Source organism: Paenibacillus sp. FSL W8-0194 (genome assembly GCF_037969745.1).
Lineage (GTDB): Bacteria > Bacillota > Bacilli > Paenibacillales > Paenibacillaceae > Paenibacillus_AQ > Paenibacillus_AQ cookii.
Genome location: NZ_CP150205.1, coordinates 194441 through 215696, shown reverse-complemented (window position 1 = coordinate 215696; position 21256 = coordinate 194441). Strand labels below are relative to the sequence as shown.

17 protein-coding genes are annotated in these 21256 nt (G+C 55.3%); 6 read left to right on the top strand and 11 right to left on the bottom strand.

What is annotated here, in order from left to right:
- Window positions 1-118 precede the first annotated feature (118 nt).
- Entirely contained in the window at window positions 119-889 is a 771-nt protein-coding gene (locus MKY58_RS00865) for an ABC transporter ATP-binding protein (protein ID WP_036709500.1), read from the top strand.
- Window positions 864-2798: an ABC transporter permease gene (locus MKY58_RS00860; RefSeq protein ID WP_339323053.1), complete on the top strand. Its 1935-nt coding sequence runs from the start codon at window positions 864-866 to the stop codon at window positions 2796-2798. The genes MKY58_RS00865 and MKY58_RS00860 overlap by 26 nt, the downstream gene beginning before the upstream one ends.
- Window positions 2799-2886: 88 nt before the next feature.
- Here MKY58_RS00860 and MKY58_RS00855 read toward each other — a convergent pair whose 3' ends face one another.
- Window positions 2887-3945: a CotH kinase family protein gene (locus tag MKY58_RS00855; protein WP_339323052.1), complete on the bottom strand. Its 1059-nt coding sequence runs from the start codon at window positions 3943-3945 to the stop codon at window positions 2887-2889.
- Window positions 3946-4243: 298 nt separating this feature from the next.
- Between MKY58_RS00855 and MKY58_RS00850 the strand changes: the two genes are divergently transcribed.
- Both MKY58_RS00850 and MKY58_RS00845 read left to right on the top strand, forming a co-directional pair.
- Window positions 4244-4927 (top strand): hypothetical protein, encoded by a 684-nt coding sequence (locus tag MKY58_RS00850; protein ID WP_339323051.1) that lies wholly within the window; start codon window positions 4244-4246, stop codon window positions 4925-4927.
- A 275-nt stretch (window positions 4928-5202) separates the two neighbouring features.
- The gene (locus MKY58_RS00845) at window positions 5203-5865 is read left to right on the top strand and encodes a hypothetical protein (protein WP_036709488.1); all 663 of its coding nucleotides are present in this window, start codon (window positions 5203-5205) and stop codon (window positions 5863-5865) included.
- A 60-nt stretch (window positions 5866-5925) separates the two neighbouring features.
- On the opposite strand, the gene MKY58_RS00840 is transcribed toward MKY58_RS00845, so the two are convergent.
- Window positions 5926-6993: a HAMP domain-containing sensor histidine kinase gene (locus MKY58_RS00840; RefSeq protein WP_339325006.1), complete on the bottom strand. Its 1068-nt coding sequence runs from the start codon at window positions 6991-6993 to the stop codon at window positions 5926-5928.
- Between the two features lie 209 nt (window positions 6994-7202).
- Window positions 7203-7877, bottom strand: a complete 675-nt coding sequence (locus MKY58_RS00835) for a response regulator transcription factor (RefSeq protein WP_339323050.1) — start codon at window positions 7875-7877, stop codon at window positions 7203-7205.
- 428 nt (window positions 7878-8305) lie between these two features.
- Between MKY58_RS00835 and MKY58_RS00830 the strand changes: the two genes are divergently transcribed.
- Together MKY58_RS00830 and MKY58_RS00825 are read left to right on the top strand one after the other, a co-directional pair.
- Entirely contained in the window at window positions 8306-10048 is a 1743-nt protein-coding gene (locus MKY58_RS00830) for an ABC transporter ATP-binding protein (RefSeq protein ID WP_339323049.1), read from the top strand.
- On the top strand, window positions 10045-11835 hold the full coding sequence (locus tag MKY58_RS00825; protein ID WP_339323048.1) for an ABC transporter ATP-binding protein: 1791 nt from the start codon (window positions 10045-10047) through the stop codon (window positions 11833-11835). Before MKY58_RS00830 ends, MKY58_RS00825 begins: the two co-directional genes overlap by 4 nt.
- Before the next feature lie 100 nt (window positions 11836-11935).
- Here the strand turns inward: MKY58_RS00825 and MKY58_RS00820 are convergent, their stop codons facing one another.
- From MKY58_RS00820 to MKY58_RS00785, 8 genes are all read right to left on the bottom strand, one after another.
- The gene (locus MKY58_RS00820) at window positions 11936-13168 is read right to left on the bottom strand and encodes a hypothetical protein (protein WP_339323047.1); all 1233 of its coding nucleotides are present in this window, start codon (window positions 13166-13168) and stop codon (window positions 11936-11938) included.
- A 1-nt stretch (window position 13169) separates the two neighbouring features.
- Window positions 13170-14201, bottom strand: a complete 1032-nt coding sequence (locus tag MKY58_RS00815) for an extracellular solute-binding protein (RefSeq protein WP_052146953.1) — start codon at window positions 14199-14201, stop codon at window positions 13170-13172.
- A gap of 127 nt (window positions 14202-14328) precedes the next feature.
- On the bottom strand, window positions 14329-15414 hold the full coding sequence (locus MKY58_RS00810; protein WP_339323046.1) for an ABC transporter ATP-binding protein: 1086 nt from the start codon (window positions 15412-15414) through the stop codon (window positions 14329-14331).
- 48 nt (window positions 15415-15462) lie between these two features.
- Window positions 15463-17118 (bottom strand): iron ABC transporter permease, encoded by a 1656-nt coding sequence (locus MKY58_RS00805; protein WP_036709476.1) that lies wholly within the window; start codon window positions 17116-17118, stop codon window positions 15463-15465.
- A gap of 91 nt (window positions 17119-17209) precedes the next feature.
- Entirely contained in the window at window positions 17210-18247 is a 1038-nt protein-coding gene (locus MKY58_RS00800; RefSeq protein WP_052146951.1) for an ABC transporter substrate-binding protein, read from the bottom strand.
- 20 nt (window positions 18248-18267) lie between these two features.
- Window positions 18268-19059 carry a DUF3919 family protein gene (locus tag MKY58_RS00795; protein ID WP_339323044.1) on the bottom strand — a complete coding sequence of 264 codons (792 nt, stop codon included), beginning with the start codon at window positions 19057-19059 and terminating at the stop codon, window positions 18268-18270.
- A 43-nt stretch (window positions 19060-19102) separates the two neighbouring features.
- Window positions 19103-20536, bottom strand: a complete 1434-nt coding sequence (locus tag MKY58_RS00790; RefSeq protein ID WP_339323043.1) for a HAMP domain-containing sensor histidine kinase — start codon at window positions 20534-20536, stop codon at window positions 19103-19105.
- A 2-nt stretch (window positions 20537-20538) separates the two neighbouring features.
- Window positions 20539-21207: a response regulator transcription factor gene (locus tag MKY58_RS00785; protein ID WP_036709467.1), complete on the bottom strand. Its 669-nt coding sequence runs from the start codon at window positions 21205-21207 to the stop codon at window positions 20539-20541.
- Window positions 21208-21256: the final 49 nt, after the last annotated feature.

The following is a 21256-nucleotide window of genomic DNA, read 5'->3' as shown; positions in this document are numbered from 1 at the left end:
TGCGTGAAAGCTGCGTCGATAGGAGGAACCCCTGTCCGGGGCGTATACTGGGGATACGAAGAGAACGAAGGGTTTTGAGGATAAAAGCCCGGAAAACGAAAGGGGAAGTCACCAAGCCATGGAAATGTTATCCGTCCGCAACCTCGGCAAAATATATAAGGGCATGGTTTCGTACGAAGCGCTCTCCAACATCGACCTGTCCATCCAGCGGGGAGAATTCGTAGGGATCATGGGCCCGTCCGGGAGCGGCAAAACGACCCTGCTCAACATGATCTCCACGATCGACAAGCCGACCACGGGCGAAATCCGCATCGACGGCAAAGACCCTTACGCGCTGTCGCAGGATCAGCTGGCCCTGTTTCGAAGACGCGAGCTCGGGTTTGTGTTCCAGTCATTTAATCTGCTCAATACGCTCACCGTCAAGGAAAACATCGTGCTGCCGCTGACGCTGGACGGAGCCGGCCTTGCGGACATGAACGAAAAGGTGGCGGTCCTGTCGGAGAAGCTCGGCATCGCCCCGATCCTGGACAAGCGGACGTATGAAATCTCCGGAGGACAGGCGCAGCGAACGGCGATCGCCCGGGCGCTGATCCATGAGCCCAAGCTGCTGCTGGCGGATGAGCCGACGGGCAACCTGGATTCCAAATCGGCGCGCGAAGTCATGGAAATTTTAGAACAGCGAAACCGCGAGGATCAGGTGACGATGCTGCTGGTCACGCATGACGCCGTGGCGGCAAGCTACTGCAGCCGCGTCATTTTTATCAAAGACGGACAGCTGTACAACGAAATCTACTGCGGCGAAAACCGGACCGCATTCTATCAAAAGATCATCAACGTCTTGTCGCTGCTGGGAGGAAACGGGCATGAATTTCCGCCAGTTCGCGTTTAACAACGTCTTCCGGAACAAACGGACCTATGTCGCCCATTTCCTGAGCAGCGCGTTTTCGGTCATGATCTTTTTTACGTACGCCATGCTGGCGTTCCATCCCGACCTCAAGGGGCAAATCATGGCCGACAGCATCACGCTCAGCATCCTCGCAACGATGGGAATGCATATTTCGCAAGTCGTCATCTTCGTGTTTTCATTCCTGTTCCTGCTTTATTCCGTCGGTTCCTTCATTAAGGTCCGCAAAAGGGAGTTCGGCATTCTGCTTTTGCTGGGCATGTCCCGCAAACAGCTTAACCGCATGCTTTTTATCGAAAACGTCTTGATCGGCGTCGCGGCGATCGTTACGGGCATTCTCGTCGGCATCGTTTTCTCCAAGCTGATCCTGCTCATCTGCGCATCCATGCTGGTGATCGAACGCGGGCTTCCGTTTTATCCGCCGGCCAAAGCGATTGGGCTGACCGCGGGCGGTTATCTGGTTCTGTTCATGGCCGTTGCGGCCTTCACGTCGCTTATGACCAAAAAAGGCACGCTGGCGGACCTCATCAAATCCGAGGATAAACCGAAACCGGAACCCAAGGCATCCGTCCCGCTTTCCATCCTGGCGGTGCTGCTGATCGGGCTGGGTTATGCCTGCGTCTTCCTGTTCGTGCTGCGCCGCATCTATTCGTTCGGCCTGCTGTTTGGCGGCGTGGTGCTGGTCATTATCGGAACCTATTTTCTTTTCACCCAGCTCAGCGTGTACGTCATCCGCGCCTTGAAAAACAGGCCCCGCTTCGTGTTCAAACGGACCAATCTGCTGACGGTATCGGAGCTCGTCTACCGGATGAAGGATAACGCGGTCATGTTTTTTATGGTCGCAGTCATTTCGGCGATCGCTTTTACCGGCATCGGAACAGCCCTTGCCATCGGCGATCCGGGACTTGCGGCGATGAAAAACCCGTACGCTTTTACGCACGTCTCCTTTCCGGAACCTGGTGATGACGTTTCATTTGAGCAGAAGCATATCCGTTTGATCGAGCAAACGCTGAAAAAAGGAGGTTTTGCCTACCGCAAGGCTTCGTTCGTTCCGGCTTACTCCGATGACGGGAAAACCTTGATCCGGCTGAGCGACTATAACGGGCTGGCCGCTGTCCTCGGTTATCCCCAGGAAACGCTGCGCAGCGGGGAAACCATGGCCTCTCCGTCGTCGGTGACGCAAAATGACAAGTACAGGCTCGAAGGACTTCAAACGGATCGGCTTACGATCACGAAAGGCGAACATACCATGACACTTCCCATCGTCAAGGCGCTGCCCCATATCGTCATTCCCGATTACGGCAATGTTTGGATTATTACGGATTCGGATTACGAGCGGCTGGCGAAGGGCGATGAATATAAGACCCGGGTTGTCGTGTTCGTCGTCCCGGAGTGGCATCATACGCGTACGGTTGCCGAAGAAATAAGGAAAGCCCTGGATGCGGATTCAGCAAACGAGCGGCAATACGCCTATAACTTCTCTGCGCTTGTACTGGATTGGATGCATTCGAAGCAGTTAAACGGCTTGCTGCTCATCGTCAGCGGGCTGGTCGGAATCGTCTTTTTCACGTTTGCCGCCAGCTTCATCTATTTCAGGCTTTATGCCGATTTATCGAGAGACGAGGAGCAGTACCGGATGATTTCAAAAGTGGGGCTGAGCCGCAAGGAACTTGCCAAAACCGTCACCCGCCAGCTTTTCCTCATGTTTTTCCTGCCGCTTCTCGTGGCGATCGTGCACAGCAGCGTGGCGTTTACCGCGCTCCAGGGCCTGGTCGACTTTTCCGTCGTCTCCCATACGCTGGCCGTATTCGCAACGTTTCTCGGCATTCAGGTCGTCTATTTCCTGGTGACCCGCTGGCGTTATTTAAGCCATTTATACCAAAAAATCTTGTAACGCATCAATGCTCATTATATTTAAACAAAAGACATCTGCCCGTTCGTTTGGCGAACGGCTCCAGATGTCTTTTTTCGGATTCCCGCCTTCACAGCGTCTGCAGTTCGCGCCGGATGTCCCGGCGGCGGTTTTCGATGTATGCGTAAATGACGTTGTGTTCGTTCAAAAACATGCCGAGAGGCCACTTGTATTTCGGATCCCGGTATACGTCGTCTTCGATTTGGCGCAGCATGTTCCGGACCACCGGCATCAATTGATGCGCGGTAAAGGAGGAGGCGAGAATTTCCTCGAGAATCTCCTTGTATCGCTGCCGATTGGCGCTGTAGGCCAGCACCTTTCCCGTCAGCTTGTTATGCCCTTTAATGCTGACCAGATTCGAAGCGACCTCCTTGCCGTAGCAGTTCCGTCCCCAGGTTCCCTCATAATCCCATGGCAGAAAACCGTATGCCTTCCGCTTCCTGTATTCGAAAATCGTATAGTTATGCCGAAATCCGTCGTAGTTGCCTGTTAGCACCGCCCCGCTCAGCCATGTCAAAAAATTGTCCATGTACAGACGCTGGTTCAAATATTTTTCCAGCGTTTTCCCCCGTTTGGCGTGGATGTTCCGAATGAAGCGCATCAGCCTCAGACGGTCTTCCCCGCGGCCTTTGATCAGCCTGTATCCGGAAAACAGCGAGGTTTTCGGGGTATTCGTGCTGACGTTGTTCAAATCGAAGGTGGCATTGTCGTTGACGGCATAAATGATGCTTCGGACGGGAAGCTTGCGCACGCGGAAAAAGGTTTGATTCACCGCCTCGATCCGCAAATACACGCCTTGGTTCACGCCGTTTAATTGCAGGACGCAGTGCTGCGTCGAGGGACTTGGAACGCCGATCATATTAAAGAAATGAAATGAAAGCGCATTGCGGATCAAGGAAGGATCGTCATACTCGGCATTAAAGTGATACGTTGCGCGTGATGTGCGGATTTCATAGGATTTTTTCGGATATTCGCGCGTATGGCCGCCCCGGTACCGAATCCGGATGGCTTGAGGCGACCCGTTCCCGTTCGACAACGTCGCCGGAAAAAAACGGTCAGACCAAATGTGGTTCTCCATCTGTTTCAAATCCTTATCCTTGATTGCGATCCGGTATACGGGCAGACCCATGCAGCAACCGCCTTTCCAACACGAAGAATAGCCTATGATGCGGGCTTTTCACCATATTATGCCGAAGGGGCGGATGCCGTCAGGGCGGATGCCTTGGTGTTCCGGGAAAATGCCTAAACTTGTCTTGGCAACATTCTAGCAACCGGGCAGAGGGATATTCACTCAATTTTGATAATCTAGTATATTCGGCTAGTCCCTTCTAACACGAGGACATATATAAATATTGCATAGATAGACTTGAAGGACGAATCGACGCCTCTCTCGTCTACCTAATCACTCCAAGGAAGGGGAATGTGAAATGTCTTTAGCCGGTTATGATTTAATGAACCTGGTCGGCCAAAGCGTGAAGATCAACCGTGGCGGGCATGATTCGGTTGAAGGTGTTCTGCAAAGCGTACAGAACAACTACATGGCTGTTTGGACAAATGACAGCAATGTCGTGTACGTGAACACCCAACACATCAAAAGCATCTCTTCGACGGGCCAATCGGGAGATCAATCCATGACGGGAACGACCATGACGAGTCCGATTCGGGCTTACAGCTTCGGCTCGCTTCTGCAGGCGCTCCGTTACCGCTATGTGCAGGTGAACCGCGGAGGCCCTGAAAAGCTCGAGGGGATCGTCGCCGACGCCAACCAAAACTACCTCATGCTCGCCGTAAAAGGAGAGGAAGTCGTCCGCATCCCGATCTACCATATCAAATCGGTCGCGGTCGTAAGCAGCAATTCGAACAACAAAAATAACAATAACAATAATAACAACAGCAATAACAACAACCAAAATAGCAACAACAAATCCGGAGGCAGCCAATCGGGCGGTAATCGCAGCAGCGGTAACCGCAGCGGCGGCAATCGCAGCGGCGGCAGTCGTAGCGGCGGCAGTCGCAGCTACGGAGGCAGCCGGAGCGGTGGAAGCCGGAGTTACGGCAGCCGCAGCTATGGCGGACGCAGCTCCAGCAGACGCAGCGGCGGACGCAAATAACCGCAGCCGGTTCGCCTTGGAACCTTCTATCCTAATCTAGTCATCGGGCCGTAAAAAATATAGACGCTCCCTGCGGAGTCTCATGAATCTACATTCCTCGCGCCGCAGATTCACAACTCCGCAGGAGCTGTCCTTATTTACACGGCTTACCGTTTAGCAGACCGTTAAAAGGAGTATATGCAAGCCGTATCGTTCATGATCTTCGAATCCGCTTCGACACGGCTTGTCCATAGGATGCAGCTTCCCCCTGATCGTAATGTGAAAGGAGGTAGATTATGGAGTCGATCCGTTCTCTCCTCGGCAAAAAAATCGAACTCAAACTATCCGGCTGCAAAATCCCCATCACCGGAGAGCTCATCGATCTTGGCAGCGACATTGTCGTCGTGTTCTCGGACTCCCGGTATGTGTACGCGCCGGTGCACCATTTGCAGCATTTGAAACTTGCCGATGACGGCGAGGATTTCTCGCCGGCCGACCGGGAACCGCTCGTGGACCATGTGCACATTTCCTACCGGAAAATGCTAATGAATTCCAGGGGCATTTTTACGGAAATCGGCCTGGGAGGCCCTCATCCCGTGTACGGTTATGTGACAAGCATCATGAACGATTACTTTATTTTTTATTCGCCGCTGTACCACTCGATTTATGTTTCGCTTCATCACGTCAAATATATCTGCCCGCTTCCGCCCAACATGACGCCATTCTATCTCAGCCAGCATCCTTTCCATCTGCAGCAGCCGGCCGTCCCCCTCTCCCGTACATTAGAGCAGCAATTGGAGAAATTTCAAAACGAGCTCGTCATCTTTGATTTGGGAGAATCCCCCTTAAAGGCAGGACTGCTGAAAAAGGTGGATAACCGGATCATCGAACTGATCGAGGCCGGAGGAAAAACCGTTTTCCTTCACTGCGACCATATCAAATCGATTCATCTGCCATAACCGCCAACGACACGGCTGTTGTAGAATCATCTACACCGGCCGTTTTTTCATTAAGAATCCCTACGAAAAAGCACCCCGATCGGGGACATCCTGTGCAGGCGCTTGCTTTTGACCGGCACGGGCCGCGGCCACCGGAAGCCTCACGGTCATGCGCGTACCATCGCCAAGCGTACTGGCCACCGAAACGCTTCCGCCATGCATCTGCACGATTTTCTGGATAATGGACAGGCCCAGCCCGCTGCCTCCGCCGGAGCGGGTTCTTGATTTGTCCGCTTTGAAAAACCTTTCAAAAATATGCGCCTGGTCCTCGGCCGAAATGCCGATCCCCGTATCCTCGACGGATACGACGGCCTCGCGCCCGTCCGTTTCCAGCGTGACATGGATCGAACCTCCCTCGGGCGTGAATTTGATGGCGTTATGCAGCAAATTCACCCACACCTGGCTCAGCAGGTCATCGTCGGCTTCGATGGTCACGGGTTTCAGATCGACCGACATCTCCAGGTTTTTGCCCTGCCACTGGGGTTCGCAGGCGAGAATGAGCGTCTGGAGCTGTTTGTCCAGCCTTAAGGGAGCCGCATGGAACGGGTGTTTCTCCGAATCGAGCGACGCAAGCTTAAGCATGTTTTCGGACAAACGCGACAATCGCACGCTTTCCTGTTCGATGATGTTCAAATAATGGTTCCGCTGGTCCGGGGTTAATTGCTCTTCCCGAAGAACCCGCGCAAAGCCGGTGATCGAAGTGAGCGGGGACTGGATCTCATGGGACACATTCGAAATGAATTCCTGACGCATATGCTCCATTTTGTCTAGATCGGCGGCCATGTTGTTAATGCTCTGGACGACTTCTCCCCAACCTTTGTCACCGCCACCGCCAAAGTGCACAGGCAGGCTGACTTTAAAATCCCCTTTCGAAATCCGCTTCAGCGCATCGATGACCATCTGCCAATATTCCCGCTGCTTCCCTCTCCCGAATCTGGAAACAATTGAAATGATCGTTCCGAAAATAACAAATCCGAGCACCGAATTCACGAGCTGTCCGACGAGCGGCTGCATGTTCCATCTTAAGGAATGGGTAATATAATATGCTCCAATCCAGCATATGGCAAGCGAGCACAAAATGAGCAGCATAAACAATACGATTCTGACGCGAAGCCAAAAGCTGAAAGCAGGGTCGTCCTTTTCTTGATACCATCTCTCTTCGCGCGCTTTCCGTTTCTTTTCCGCTTTTTCGAGCCGTGCTGCCGCGATTTCCTGCCGCTTCATCCGCCGCCAAGCCTTGTTCTGCTCGCGATCCCGCTCCAGCAGCTCGCGCCGCCGCTGCCTGCGCTCCCGGTTGCTCATGAGAGCACCTCCAGCCGATATCCGAGCCCGCGGATCGTCCGGATGCAAAATTGGTCCTGCTGATCCGCGAACCGTTCCCGCAGACGTTTGATATGCACGTCGACGGTTCGTTCGTCGCCTTCATAGTCGTATCCCCAAATCTGTTCGATGATCTGGTCGCGGGAAAACGTTTTGCCCGGATAGCTGCCCAGCAGGAACAACAGCTCGAATTCCTTCAGCGGCAGAGTCAGCGGATCGGACCCGACATAACATTCGTACGTTTTCCGGTTCAGGCGCAAATCGCCGAACTGGATTTCCTGGGAAGCCGATATCCGGTACCGCTTCAGCAGGGCTTTGACCCGGACGATGAGCTCCAGCGGATCAAACGGTTTGACCAGATAATCGTCGGTCCCAAGCTCAAATCCTTTCACTTTTTGCGATGTTTCCCCTTTGGCCGTAAGCATGAGCAGCGGAATGTCGTAATCCCTGCTCAGCTCCCGGCACAGCTCCCAGCCGTCCATGCCCGGCATCATGATGTCGAGAATGACGAGATCGGCCTTGGCCGATTCCATCGCGCTGAGCGCCTCCAGACCGTTGGAGGCCTCCGTTACCGTAAAACCTTCATTTTTCAGCAGATGACTGACCAGCTCCCGGATATGGGGGTCGTCATCGACAACTAGGATATGGGCCATTGCAGCCTCCGCTCCTTTCTACTTGGAAACATATTCGTCCAAAATTTATGCGTTCACACCCATGTCTAAGTGCATTTTACCGATTTCGCTCCGATCTCGTAAACATCGGCGTCCCCGACAATCGTAACATCACGTCGTTTCCCTCTGCGCTTTCGGCATGATCATTTTGCCTGCCTTGCGAACGGTATTCAGTATAACCCCGTTTCATGAACTCAATATGAACTGGGCAAGAACCGAACATGAACCGGATGACTCGTTTTTTCTTGGAGAGGGGGCGCCGGGAAAGATTTTATTTTAGTCAAACTTTATCTTGAATCGTTTCCAAATTATTGTATGATGGGTATTATTTGCGTCTGGGCCGTAACGTTCCAGGCGACCATCACATGCAATGCATACGGTTTTGTTTTGGGAATTGGGGGGTTTTAAACATGCAACCTAAACGGCAATCCATGACATGGCTGCTCCGGTACCTTCGCCCGGTTGCGGGGCGCCTTGCGATCCTGCTGCTGCTTCTGCTGGCTTCGACCGGCGTGCAGCTCGTCAATCCGCAGATCGTGCAGCGTTTTATCGATACGGCCGCCGACAACGGCATCGTGTCGAGCCTGCTTACGCTGGCCGGCATTTATCTCGTGCTCGCCGCCTTGAACCAGGTGCTGACAGTGGCCGTCAGCTACCTGGGCAACGACGTCTCCTGGCGCTCCACCAACCTGCTGCGCGGCGACTTGCTGAAGCATTGCCTCCGGCTCGACATGCGGTTTCACAATTTGAAAACGCCCGGGGAAATGATCGAGCGCATCGACGGGGACGTCACCCATATGTCGAACTTTTTTTCCATGTTTATCATCAAGGTCATCGGCAGCTTCGTGCTGCTCGCCGGCATTCTCGGCTTTATGTTTACGATCAATTGGCCGATTGCGGCGGTTATGACCCTCTTCACGCTCGCCTCCATCGGGGCCATGGTATTCGTCCGCGACATGGGCGTCAAATCGTCCAAGGACGAACGCGGGGCAAGCGCGGCGCTGTTCGGCTTTATCGAGGAGCGGATCGCGGGGATCGAAGACGTGCAGGCCAACGGGAACGTGCCATACGTCATGAACCGGTTTTACCGCGCGATGCGCAATGTTTTTCTGAAGGGCCGCAAAGCGTGGATGCTGCGCGTCGTTCCCTGGAACACGACGGTGGTGCTGTTTGCCCTTGCCGTGACGGTGGTCCTGCTGCTGGGCGTGCATTATTATTTGATCGGAAACATCTCCCTCGGCACGCTGTTCCTGATTTACCAATACACGCAAATGCTGAATGATCCGATCGAGCAGCTCGGCGATCAGGTGCAGGAGTTCCAGAAGGCCAAGTCGGGCATGATGCGCTCCCAGGAGCTGCTGGAAAGCCGCAGCGAAATCGTGGAGGGCGGCAAGACCGCGCTGCCGGAAGGCGCGCTCGGCCTCGAATTCGAGCATGTCCATTTCAGCTACAGCCCGGATAAGCCGGTGCTGCATGACATTACGTTTGCGGTTCGCCCCGGCGAACGCTTAGGGATCATCGGCCGCACCGGCAGCGGCAAGTCCAGCCTGAGCCGCGTCCTGCTTCGACTGTACAACATCGGCAGCGGCACGATCCGGGTCGGAGGCGTGGACATCCGGGACTTGAGCCTCTCGGCGCTGTACCGCCGCGTCGGGATGGTGACGCAGGACGTCCAGCTCTTCGACGGCACGCTGCGCGACAACCTGACGCTGTTTGACGGCAGCATCTCCGACGGATACATCCTCGAAACGACGGAACGCCTCGGGCTGAAGCAGTGGATCGATTCGCAGCCGGAAGGCCTCGACACGCATCTGAAGGCGGGAGGTTCATCCCTGTCGGCCGGAGAAGCGCAATTGTTCGCGCTGACGCGGGTATTCCTGACCCAGCCGAGCCTCGTCATTCTGGATGAACCGTCCTCGCGCCTCGACGCGGCAACCGAAGCGATGCTGCAAACCGCGGTGGACCAGCTCATGAAGAACTGCACGGGCATCGTGATCGCGCATCGGCTCTCCACGCTGGAGCAGGTGGATCACATAATGGTGCTGGGGGATGGGCGCATCCTTGAATTCGGCGAGAGGGAGAAACTCGCCCAAGATCCCGCCTCGCATTACGCCCAGCTCCTGATTACGGGCCGAGAGGAGGATTTGGCATGACCGTAACCCGCTTTATCCAACGTTTGTTTACCTATAATATTTCGCTTTTTATCGTCAACGGGCTGCTTTGGGGATTATTTCATTCCATCCCGCTATTCATCGGGCTCGGCATGCAATGGTTTTTCGACCGGGCGACCAGCCAGTCCCATAACTATCTGTGGCTTGCCGTCCCGCTCATTTTCATCGCGCTCGTGAGAGTCTCGCGGGTAGGCGTCTTTTTCTGGGCGTTCTGGAAATGGGTAACTTACATTTACGACGTCCAGGCGATTTTGCGCACCAATATGCTGAAAGGCATTATGCGCTGGCCCGGGCGCAACCTCCCGGCTTCTCCGGGGGAAGCGGTCAGCCGGTTCCGGGAGGACGTCGACGAAGTGGTCGAATACGTCGAATCCTGGGTCGATTTTTGGGGCAGGCTGGCTTTTGCGGTCATCTCCCTGGTCATCATGGCCCGGATCAACTGGCAGATTACGCTCGTTGCCCTCCTTCCTCTGCTTGCGGTGACGCTGCTGAACAACCTGTCGGGCAATCGGGCGAGACGTTACGGCCAAATGAACCGGGAAGCCACCGGGCGCATTACCAGTTTTATTGCGGAATCCTTCGGGGCGGTGCAGGCGCTGAAGCTGGGGCAGGCGGAAGAACACGTTCACCGTCGCTTCGTCCAGCTGAACGAATCCCGCCGGCAGGCGGCGCTGAAGGATAATTTGTTCAAGGAATGGATGCGCTCGCTGAACCAGCACGTGCTCAGCATTTGCACCGGCATCATTCTGCTGATGTGCGCATCGGCGATGAAGGCCGGACGGTTTACCGTCGGCGACTTTGCGCTTTTCACCTCCTATTTGACGAACATTGCATTCAGCATCTCGCTGTTCGGGTTCATGGTATTCCAGCATAAACGGTTAAAAGTGTCGCTCGATCGGATGAGCGTGTTGTTCCGTCCGGGCGAACAGGAGCGGATCATGGAGTTCAGCGAAACCTATCTTTACGAGGAACCGCCCGAGCTGCCGGCGATACGCAAAAACCCGCAAGAACGGCTGCAAAAGCTGGAAGTCAAAGGACTATCCTATACGTACCCGGGTTCGGAAAACGGCATCCGCGACATCAGCTTCTCGCTGGAACGCGGAAAATTCGTGGTCGTTACCGGCCGCATCGGTTCGGGCAAATCCACGCTCGTGCGCGCGTTGCTCGGCCTGCTGCCCGCATCGGAAGGCTCCGTGCTTTGGAACGGCACAAAAATTGCCCCGGCGAAATTCCTCATCCCGCCGAGAGCAGCTTATACGCCGCAGGTGCCGCGGCTGTTCAGCGACACGCTTCGCGAAAACATCATCCAGGGCAGCCCGGGCGGCGAGGATCGCCTCGCGCGGGCGGTACGGCTGGCGGTGATGGAAAAGGATATCGGCGACCTGGAAAAAGGCCTTGATACGTTCGTCGGTCCGCGCGGCGTCATGCTCTCCGGCGGCCAGATCCAACGGGCGGCCACCGCGCGGATGATGATGACGGACTCCGACCTGCTTATCTTCGACGACCTGTCGAGCGCGCTTGACGTCGAAACCGAAAAACAGCTGTGGGGGCGGCTCTTCGAGGAACAAGACGCGACTTGCATCGCCGTCTCCCACCGCAAAGCGGCGCTGGCCGAAGCCGATCACATCATCGTCATGAAGGACGGACGCATCGAAGCGGAGGGCACCTTGACCGAGCTTCTTGCGACCTGCTCCGAGATGCAGCTGCTGTGGCAGGGCGAGGCCTCGGAAACCGAGGAAGCCTACGAAAGCCTGGTAAAGGCGACATAAAACATAAAAAGCCGGGAAAGTCCTGCGGACCTTCCCGGCACCCAAAGACTCCGACCGGAGTCTTTTTATTTTATTGCGGTTCGTTCTTGGTTAAGTCGCCTTAAATGACCGAGCTCAGCTTGGCATAGGACAACGTCTTTTTGATGTAACTCGAATCGCTGTAATATTTGGCTCCCGACTCGAAGTTGATGTACAGATTGCCCTTGATGATTGCCAGATCCTCGGACATGTTCGGGATTTTCATCGTTTTCTTCAGCTTGGGGGAAGCCGCCTTCGTGTAAATGCGAAGGTATCCCGGATTGTTTCGGCCGTACGAGGTCGAAAAAATCAAATGGCTGCCGGTAACGGCAACGCCCTGCACCTTGGCCGGCGTTTTATAGGTCGCGATCGGACTCGACGACGGATTCTCCGAACCGTTCAGGTTGTACCGGTACAAGGAGGAGCTGTTTTTCTCGTCGAATTTGCCGACGTACAGGTCTCCGTCCGCAACGGTCGCGTAGGAGGATGCCTTGAGCTTAAAGCCTTTGTTCAGTTTCAGATGGCTGTTGTTTTTGGCAGCGGCGAGATCGCTCAGCTTGTAGCGGAGCATGTTGTATTTCGTATCCGAAGACTTCGCGGAGGAAGCGATCCACAGATACGTTTTGGATACGCCCATGCCTCCGACGTGGCCGCTGTGGTAAATGCCTCCCGACTTTTTCTCGTCGGCGAGATACACGTTTTTGACGAATTTTCCGGTTGTGGCGTCCACGACGGCGATCAGGCTGTCTTTTACGGCACTGCTGTTTTTCTTATGGTAATAATACGAGATCAGGATCCAGTTTTTGGCCGGATAATAGGTCAACCCTTGCGGCACGTAATTCGTATCGAGATTCGGGATCTTCGGTCCCTTCTTGAACACCTTGTGATACGCCGGGAACGGGTCCAAAGCGGCGGATGCCTGGCCAGGATTTGCGCCAAACAGCGACGCGCCGGCAATCAACACGGCGCACACGATCGTCGTAAGCTTGCGAAGCAGCGACATAAACTGCACCTCCTGCATTTCATAATGGCTAAAACGATATTTATTCCATCCGCGGGAGAATGATGCTTCCGCGAAAGGCGGGGCGGAAATCCCCTCTTTATCATAAGCCGCGATGCCCGATTGCAGAAGGGAACCCGTCCCTATTTTCGGCGAGCCATAGTCCCATTTCGTAGCGGCGGATTTTATAGGCAAAGGGTCGTATCTTTTTAGGGAACCAGCCGGAATGCCCGAGACTTTAGCCCGGGTCGCGGCCGGCTTACGAAACGTCAGGGGCACCGCGCCCATGACCTTCAAAACCTCCCAGGACTCCAAGCTACCGGCTCCCTTGCCCTGCTTCCTTCCACCGCGCCAGCAGCTCGGACCGGGCCGTTGCCGCCACGTCGAACCGGTAGCTGGTAAGCAGCTCCTCGGATTTGACGCCGGCCAGCAGCGGATTGGGCTGGATGCCGGGGATGACGGGCAGGGAGTACGCCGCGTTCATGTATGCCGTTTGCGCGCTTTTGGAAAGCACGAAATCGGCCAGCTTTTTCGCCGCGGCTTTGTTGTCCCCGTTTTTCAGGATCGATACCGCCCCGACCTCCCATCCCGCCTGGGGCGGAATGGCGGTACGGATCGCGTAACCGGAGCTGACGAAGCGCAGCTGGTCGCCCAAAAAGCTGACGCCGGCCGCGACGTCCCCGACCGCCAAACGCTGCGCCGAAGAGATGCCCGAAAAGGTGGTCGTGGAGCTTTGCGACTTTAGCGCATGCATCAGCTTCAGCGCCTCGTCCGTCCCCAGCTGCTGCGCCAGCGAAGCGAGAAGCGTATAGCCGGTGCCGGACGTCTCCGGATCGGGGATTTCGATTTTCCCCTTCAGCTCCGGGCGGAGCAAATCCTCATAACGCTCGGGGTAAGGAAGCCGCGCAAGCTTCGGATCCGCCTTCCACGCCTGCTCATTGACGCCGATGGCCAGCGCCCCCATGTACATGCCGGTCCAATATCCCTCCTTGTCTTTGTAGGCGGCCGGGATTTTGTCGCTCATCCGGGGCGAATACCGCAGCAGTTTGCCGCTGCTTTTCAACTGCTCATGCAAATCCGCCGGTCCCCCAAGCACCACGTCGATCCCGGTTTTGTTCATCGTCAGCAGATGATAGCTGGCTTCCCCGCTGGACATCCGGATCACCTCGTAAGCCTGGCCGGTTTCTTTTTTGAATTTTTCGAGCAGCATCCGGCCTTCGTCCTCCTGGAAAATGACGTACACCTTCAGGGGCGGCTTCGCGGTTTTCCCCGGGTAGCCCTTATACATCCATCCCGCTGCCAAAACAAGAATGGCGGCCAGAACCAAAAACATGCTCCCTTTTTTCATCCCCACAACTCCCCCTCATGCCCTTAGCTCCTGAAACAACTTGAAACGCCAAAAAGGAAAACAACATTGTTTTCCTTTTTTATCCATAACTAGATCGAAACGAATCGATCTCTACATGGAGTTCAAACTAAGCTTGATCCCCATCGTCAGGAATGATATGAATTTTGTCGGCCGCCGCCCCAAAAGCAACTTCGCCGTCGTAAGTCGTTTGCCCGACGTCGTAGGCATCGACGATCCACTCTTTTCCTTCATCATCCAAAATGAAATACCGCTCTTTTTCGCCGAGGAACATGGACGATTTCACCTTGCCTTTCATCTGAAACGCATACCCTTCAGGCGGGTTCAGCCGCAAAGATTCCGGCCGGATGCTGAGGATCACGCGTTGATTCGCGGTCCACGATTCGTCCGTTTTCAAGACTGCCCGGCGCCCTTGGCCGTAAGCGACGGCAGCTTGATCCCCTTCCTGGCGTTCGACGACCGCTTCGATGAAGTTCGTCGTCCCGATAAAATCCGCGACGTACCGGGTCCGCGGCTTATAGTAGATTTCATGCGGCGTGCCGTATTGATCGATTTTCCCCTTGTTGAACACGACGATATAATCGGACATCGACAACGCCTCCAGCTGGTCATGCGTCACGTAAATGACGGTCAGGCCCAGCTCCTGCTGGATGTTGCGCAGCTCGACGCGAACCTCCTCGCGCAGTTTGGCATCGAGGTTGCTGAGCGGCTCGTCGAGCAGGATGATCGGCGAATTCATGACCAGCGCCCGCGCCATTGCCACGCGCTGCTGCTGGCCGCCCGACATTTCATGCGGATAACGTTGCTCCAGACCCGTCAGCTTCACCTGAGCCAAAGCCGCCTGCACCCGCTGCTGCACCTCCGCCTCCGGGCGTTTCTGCATGTCCAGCCCATACGCCACGTTGTCGAAAACCGTCATATGCGGGAACAGGGCGTATTCCTGGAACACCATCGGCGTTCCCCTTTTGTATGGCGGCAGGTCGTTCACCATTTTGCCGTCGATCCATATTTCCCCTTGGTCGACGGTGTAAAACCCGGCGATCGAACGCAGCAGCGTCGTTTTGCCGCAGCCGCTCGGGCCGAGAAAGGTGATGAATTTGCCGCGTTCGATTTGCAGATTGATATGTTTAAGGACGTGATTTTGCCCGAATACCTTGTTGACGTCTTTCAAATCCAGCAGTACCTGTGATTCCACTTTTGTCCACTCCCTGTTTTTCCAGTTTTGCCGCGGGGCTCATGCAGCTTAGAAATCGAATATTTTCACCTTCGAGCGGAAAATGAGCTTGATGATGCCCAGCGTGCCGAGCGTGGCGCCCATGAGGCCGACGGCAACGGCTGCCGCCCAATAGTAGGTTCCCGTCTCCGCGTAATTGAAGATCGACACGGCCGCAACCACCCATTTGGGGGTAATCAGGAAAATGATCGTGCTGAGCGTGTTCATGTTTTTCATGAAGGCGTACACGAAATTGGCGACGATCGTTTTTTGCAGCATCGGGAACACGATCGTCGTCAGCGTCTTGCGGCTGTTCGCCCCGAGGTTGGTCGCCGCCTCCTCGATCGATTTGTCCACCTGCTTGAAGGAAGCGGTCAATCCGCGGTAGCCGACGGGCATTTGCTTCAGCAGCATCGCCATGACGATCAGCACGGCAGAGCCCTGCAGCACGACCGGGCCTTTGCTGAAGGTAACGATGAGGGCCAGGCCGACAAACGTGCCCGGCAGCGCAATCGGCAGCACCGCGCTGAAATCGAGCAGCTTTTTGCCGGGAAACGGCTTGCGGACGACGATATACGCCAGGACCAGCGCAAACGCTACCGCCAAGATCGCGCTCACCAGCGATAACACCAAGCTGTTCATGACCGCCGGGCTGGAGGAACTGAACACGACCTTCATCAAATGATCGAGCGTAAACGTGTTGTCGCGCCCGAAGTTTTTCGTGAAGGCAAACAACACCGTAATGGCGAACATCGAAATGATGAAAACCGAAATCAAAGCGTTAAAAATGAACAGCAGCACGTCGGTGCTCCGGGAGGTCGTAATCCGCTTCAGCCCGGAAACCGGCTTGCCCGTTACCGTCGAATAGGAACCCTTGGACAGCACTTTGTTCTGCAGCCAAAACACGAGCAGCGCCGGAATGACGAGAATGATCCCCATCACGGAAGCCAGGCCCGGCTCATTGTTGATGATTTCCCCGTAAATCTCGACCGCAAGCAGGGAGTAGTTGCCGCCGATCAGCTTCGGATTCCCGAAGTCGGCAAAGCAGTTGATCGCCACCAGCAAAAATGCGTTGATGACGCCCGGCAGCGCCAGCTTGAACGTAATCGTCCGGAACAGCCGGAACCCTCTGGCGCCCAGGTTTTGGGCGGCGATTTCGAGATTCGGCGAAATGGAGCGAAGCACGCCCGTAATCGTCATGTAAGCCAGCGGGAAATAGGAGATCGTCTGCACGATCCACAGCCCCGGCAGGCCGTACAAATCAAGCTCGATATGAAATACCGAATTCATCCACTGCGATATCATGCCGCCGCGGCCGAACAGCAGCAGAAACGCCAGGCCGCTCATGACCGACGGGGCCAGCAGCGGGATAAACGCGATGATGCGGAAAAACTTTTTGCCCGCGATGTTGCTGTAGTGGATCGCATAAGCGTACACGAAACCGATGACCGTCGCCGTCACCGCGGACAACGAGGAGCTGACGACCGTATTGAGCAGCGCCCGGCCGTAGCGGGGTTTGCTGAAAAACGTGCCCCAATTGTCAAAACCCGAGGTGAACACGACGACGATCAGCGGGTAAATGACGAACAGAATCAACACGATAAAGCTGGTCAACACCAAAACCAGGGAGGACGGATCTTTCAGAAGCCGGCTCAGCGACTCCCGGGTGCCTTTTTTCTCTTTCATGGGGTAGGGCTCCCACCTTTCTTCTGTCTATCCATGAAGGGGCAGCGCATCACCCGTGATGGGTGCCGCATGCCCCCCGGCGGCTGTCCGGTTATCTCAAGCTTTTTAAGGCACTCTGCAGATCTTTGCGCTGCTCGGCCGCTTTCCAAAGATCGTATGCCGTATTGTACTTGGTCGTTTTGATGTCGATGCCGCCCTGCGGAATAGGCACGGAAGGTTTCACGGATACGGCGTAGGCTGACTTGGTGTACAGCTCGCCCGGCTCGTTCGTGAGCATGAAGTCCATCAGCTTTTTCGCGGCTTTCGTATTCGGTCCGCCCTTCACGATCGACAGGCCGCCTACCTCGTATCCGGCTGCTTCCGGCACGATGCTGTGGATCGGATTGCCCTGGTTTTTGATTTTCAGCTGGTCGCCAAGGAAGGTGATGCCGATGGTGTACTCTCCTTTGGCGGCCTTTTGGATCGGCTCGATCCCGGATTTGGGTCTTTCCTTCAGGTTCGGCAGAAGCTCCTTCATGTAGTTCAGCATTTCGTCTTCTCCCCATACCTGGGCCAGCGATGCGACCGCCGTGTACGCCGTGCCGGAAGTGGCAGGGTCGGACATGCCGATTTCGCCTTTGAATTTCGGATCAAGCAGATCCTTGAACGTTTCCGGATACGGATCGCTGCCGTATTTTTCTTTCCAGCGTTCCTCGTTGATGCCGATCGCGACGGGATTCAGGTAAAATCCGGTCCAGTAGCCGTCTTTGTCCTTCATGTTGTCCGGCACGTCGGATGCGTTCGGCGAAACGTAAGCCTCCAGCGCTCCGGCTTTTCTCAGCACCTCATGCGAATCGGCAGGTCCGCCCATCAGGAAGTCAGCCTGCGGATTCAGCATTTCGTTCTGCACGCGGGAGACGGCCTCGCCGCTCGGCAGGCGCAAAATGTCGTAATCGATGCCCGTTTCTTCCTTGAACTTATCCAAAATCTTTCGCGCTTCTTCCTCCTGGAAGATGGAGTATACGGTAATTTTCTCTTTGCTTTTGCCGCCGAACACCCCTGCTTTGTATAAGAAAAATCCCCCGACCAAAACGACGATCGCCAACATCACGATAATAAGCGAGCTGTTGCTTTTCCTTCTGGAAGCCATGATTCAAACCATCCCTTCACTTATGTTCCTGAGGCAACGTTTAGTTTGAAATAGGCTCTTTGGTTCGTCTCGTCCAGCAAATCGTATACCACCATGTAAGCGCCGTTAAACCGGTCGATGTGCAGCCAATGCTTTTTCCCCTGTTCGGAAGCCTGCAGCGAGACAACAAAATGCCGGTCCGGCTGCCTCGACAGCTCCTCGAAACGGCTGAAGTCGATCACCCGGGCCGCAGTGCGGATTTGCACCGTCAGCGCCGAGCGCTCCGCCTTGGACAGCGGCGTCATGACGCCGCTTTTCAGCGCGTACACTTCGTTTCCGGAATTTTCGACCGCCGCGCCGATCAATGACGACGTAAACACCTTGTCGATCAGCGTGCTTTGCAGCTTGCGGATGTTTGCGCTTACATTTAACGAATTGACGGATACGTCCCCGAATCGGAATGCGCTCGTCTGCACCTGAAACGGGACATCCTCCTGATCCAAATACGCGATGCTGCCGCTGAGCAGCAGGCGCGCATTTTTGACGGAGCGTTCCTCGCGGCCCGCCGTCAGCAAAGCCGAAAACGCCGACTTCAGGGCAAGCAGCTCCTTCGGATCGTCCAGAACGACTTGGCCGAGACCCGGATAGTTCAGGTCGATCCGCATCGGGATGCCTGCAAACCGGTCCGATTGGTCCTGCTGGGGCGGAATCGTCCGGACTACATCCAGCGGAATCCGGAAGGTATAGGAGCAAATGCCGATCAGAACGCAGCCGATAACGGCCTGGACGAGAATGAGGCGAAACCATGAAAGCCCTTTCTTTCCCTCTGGCATTCACTTTAACCTCCTTTTTTCTTAAAAAAATTGAAACTTTGTATCAGTTTTGTAACAACCCGATGCCGGGCATCTCTTTGCTGAAACCAAGCTGCACTTCCGTCCCCTTGCCCGGGCGGCTTTTCAGCGTCAATTCCCCGCCCTGGAGCTCCATCAGCTGTTTGCACAGCGGCAAACCGAGGCCGTGCGAATCCCTGGAAATGACGCGGCCCGGTTTTTCCTGCGGCGGAAGGAACAAGGCGGCTTGATCCTGCTCGGATATCCCTTTGCCGTTATCGATGATGCTGACGTACCCGCGGCCTCCCTGCTCTTTCAGCTCGATGTGCAGATGTTTGCATTCGCTGTGCCGGATGGCGTTGTCGATCAGGTTGAACAGCACCTGCTGCGTCCGTTTCGGGTCCAGGAACACCTCGAAATGCGAACCCTTCACCGTCGTCGAAATCATCGATTTTTCCAGCGTCGGCTTCAAAATGCGGAGACTGTCCGCGATCAAGGCCCCGAGGTCCGCTTTCTCCGGCCGGATGCGCCATGCCTCGTCGCCCTTCAGCGACGTTTGCAGGAGCTCCTCTACCATGTTCAGCAGCTTCGTGCTTTCTTTGCGGATGTACTGGTTGCATTCCTGAATGTCCTCCATCCGCTGCATTTTGGAGATAAGCTCGGAGAACCCGATCACCGAAGTCAGCGGCGTTTTGAATTCATGCGTAATGTTGTCGTAAAAAGCCTTCTGCTTCCCCTGCTCGTAATGCAGCAGCTCGATGTGATGCTGAAGCGCATGCGACATCTCATTAAAGCTTTTGGCCAAGTCGCCGACCTCGTCGCGGGTTTTTGCTTCGATTTTGCTGCTGAAATCTCCGACCGAAACGCGCCTTAACGCCCGCTGCAGCGCATACAGAGGTTTCATCAAAAACGAAGCGAAGGAATAGCTTGCAAGCAAAGACAGCGCCAGGCATCCGGCGGCCGCGCCGATAAACCAGATGCGCATCTGCCGGAGCGTCTCCGCGTTCGGGCTTAAATCGAGCAAATAACGAAAACCGCCCACGATTTTTCCCTCATACCAAAACGGAGCGGAATAAATGAGCGTCCGCATGCCTTCCTTTTCCGTGATGACCGTCGCGTTTTGCCCCTGAAGCGCTGCCGCGATGTCGCCCCGTTTAAGCAGGTTGTCCTTGTCGCTGCTGCTCCCGACGATCGTTTCGTCCGGCGCAAACAGCTGCACCTGAAAATTGCTGTTGGCGGCCAGGTGGGAAGCGATAAACGGCGCGTAGGTGCCGGAAAACAGCTGGTCCATCCTTATTTTTTTGTCGCTGACGATTTTAAGCGCCTCGATGCGGTGCAGGGCAAAATACTGGCTCAAGGTTTGCGTATCGCGTTCGATCATGCTTTTGTTCAGCGTGTAATTGACGACGAAATACATCGCCGCCAGCAGCATTACGATCGTGACGGCGTGTTGCAGAAACATTTTATTGCGCAGCCCCATCCCTATACCTCCAGCTTGTAGCCTGTACCGTGGACGGTTGCCACCAGGTGGTCATGCGGCTTCATTTTTTCCCTGAGGCGGTTCACCATCATGTCGACGGAACGGGTATGGCCGTAATATTCGTAACCCCAAACCTGGTCAAGCAATTCCTCCCGCGTAAAAACCTTTTTCGGATTCGTGCACAGCAGCCACAGGAAGTCGAACTCCTTGCTCGTCGTTTTCAGCGGCTTGCCCGCGATCCGGCAGGACCGCTCCCTCCGGTCGATTTCGATGCAGCCGATCGCGACCGTCTCGGACGGGGGCTGCGAGGCCCGCATCCGGCGCATGACGGCTTTGATCCGCTCCACCAGCTCCCGGGTTTCGAACGGTTTCGTCAAATAATCGTCGGCCCCGAGCTGGAACCCGAGGATTTTATCGTTCATTTCGTTTTTGGCCGTCAGCACGATGACGGGAATGTTCCGGTATTGACGCTGCAGCTGCTGGAGCAATTCAAAACCCGAACGGTCCGGCAGCATCAAATCGAGCAAAACAAGATCCGTTTGTCCTTCCGCAAGAATGTCCAAGCCTTCGGCGACGCTGCCGGCAACGGACGGCCGGTACCCCTCCACCTCCAGGCTGAGCTTCAGCAGCATCTGGATGCTGGCATCGTCTTCGATAATCAAAATATTCACCTTTGTGCACCTCCCCCATCCATATGGGAACTTCGCGTATCGCGTATTT

Excerpts from the sequence above, each read along its gene's own strand:
- MKY58_RS00830 (WP_339323049.1), top strand. The coding sequence starts at position 8,306 with ATGCAACCTAAACGGCAATCCATGACATGGCTGCTCCGGTACCTTCGC.
- MKY58_RS00795 (WP_339323044.1), bottom strand. The coding sequence starts at position 19,059 with ATGCCAGAGGGAAAGAAAGGGCTTTCATGGTTTCGCCTCATTCTCGTC.
- MKY58_RS00800 (WP_052146951.1), bottom strand. The coding sequence starts at position 18,247 with ATGGCTTCCAGAAGGAAAAGCAACAGCTCGCTTATTATCGTGATGTTG.
- MKY58_RS00860 (WP_339323053.1), top strand. The coding sequence starts at position 864 with ATGAATTTCCGCCAGTTCGCGTTTAACAACGTCTTCCGGAACAAACGG.
- MKY58_RS00840 (WP_339325006.1), bottom strand. The coding sequence starts at position 6,993 with ATGCTGCTCATTTTGTGCTCGCTTGCCATATGCTGGATTGGAGCATAT.
- MKY58_RS00790 (WP_339323043.1), bottom strand. The coding sequence starts at position 20,536 with ATGGGGCTGCGCAATAAAATGTTTCTGCAACACGCCGTCACGATCGTA.
- MKY58_RS00835 (WP_339323050.1), bottom strand. The coding sequence starts at position 7,877 with ATGGCCCATATCCTAGTTGTCGATGACGACCCCCATATCCGGGAGCTG.
- MKY58_RS00855 (WP_339323052.1), bottom strand. The coding sequence starts at position 3,945 with ATGGGTCTGCCCGTATACCGGATCGCAATCAAGGATAAGGATTTGAAA.
- MKY58_RS00845 (WP_036709488.1), top strand. The coding sequence starts at position 5,203 with ATGGAGTCGATCCGTTCTCTCCTCGGCAAAAAAATCGAACTCAAACTA.
- MKY58_RS00825 (WP_339323048.1), top strand. The coding sequence starts at position 10,045 with ATGACCGTAACCCGCTTTATCCAACGTTTGTTTACCTATAATATTTCG.
- MKY58_RS00850 (WP_339323051.1), top strand. The coding sequence starts at position 4,244 with ATGTCTTTAGCCGGTTATGATTTAATGAACCTGGTCGGCCAAAGCGTG.
- MKY58_RS00815 (WP_052146953.1), bottom strand. The coding sequence starts at position 14,201 with ATGAAAAAAGGGAGCATGTTTTTGGTTCTGGCCGCCATTCTTGTTTTG.
- MKY58_RS00805 (WP_036709476.1), bottom strand. The coding sequence starts at position 17,118 with ATGAAAGAGAAAAAAGGCACCCGGGAGTCGCTGAGCCGGCTTCTGAAA.
- MKY58_RS00865 (WP_036709500.1), top strand. The coding sequence starts at position 119 with ATGGAAATGTTATCCGTCCGCAACCTCGGCAAAATATATAAGGGCATG.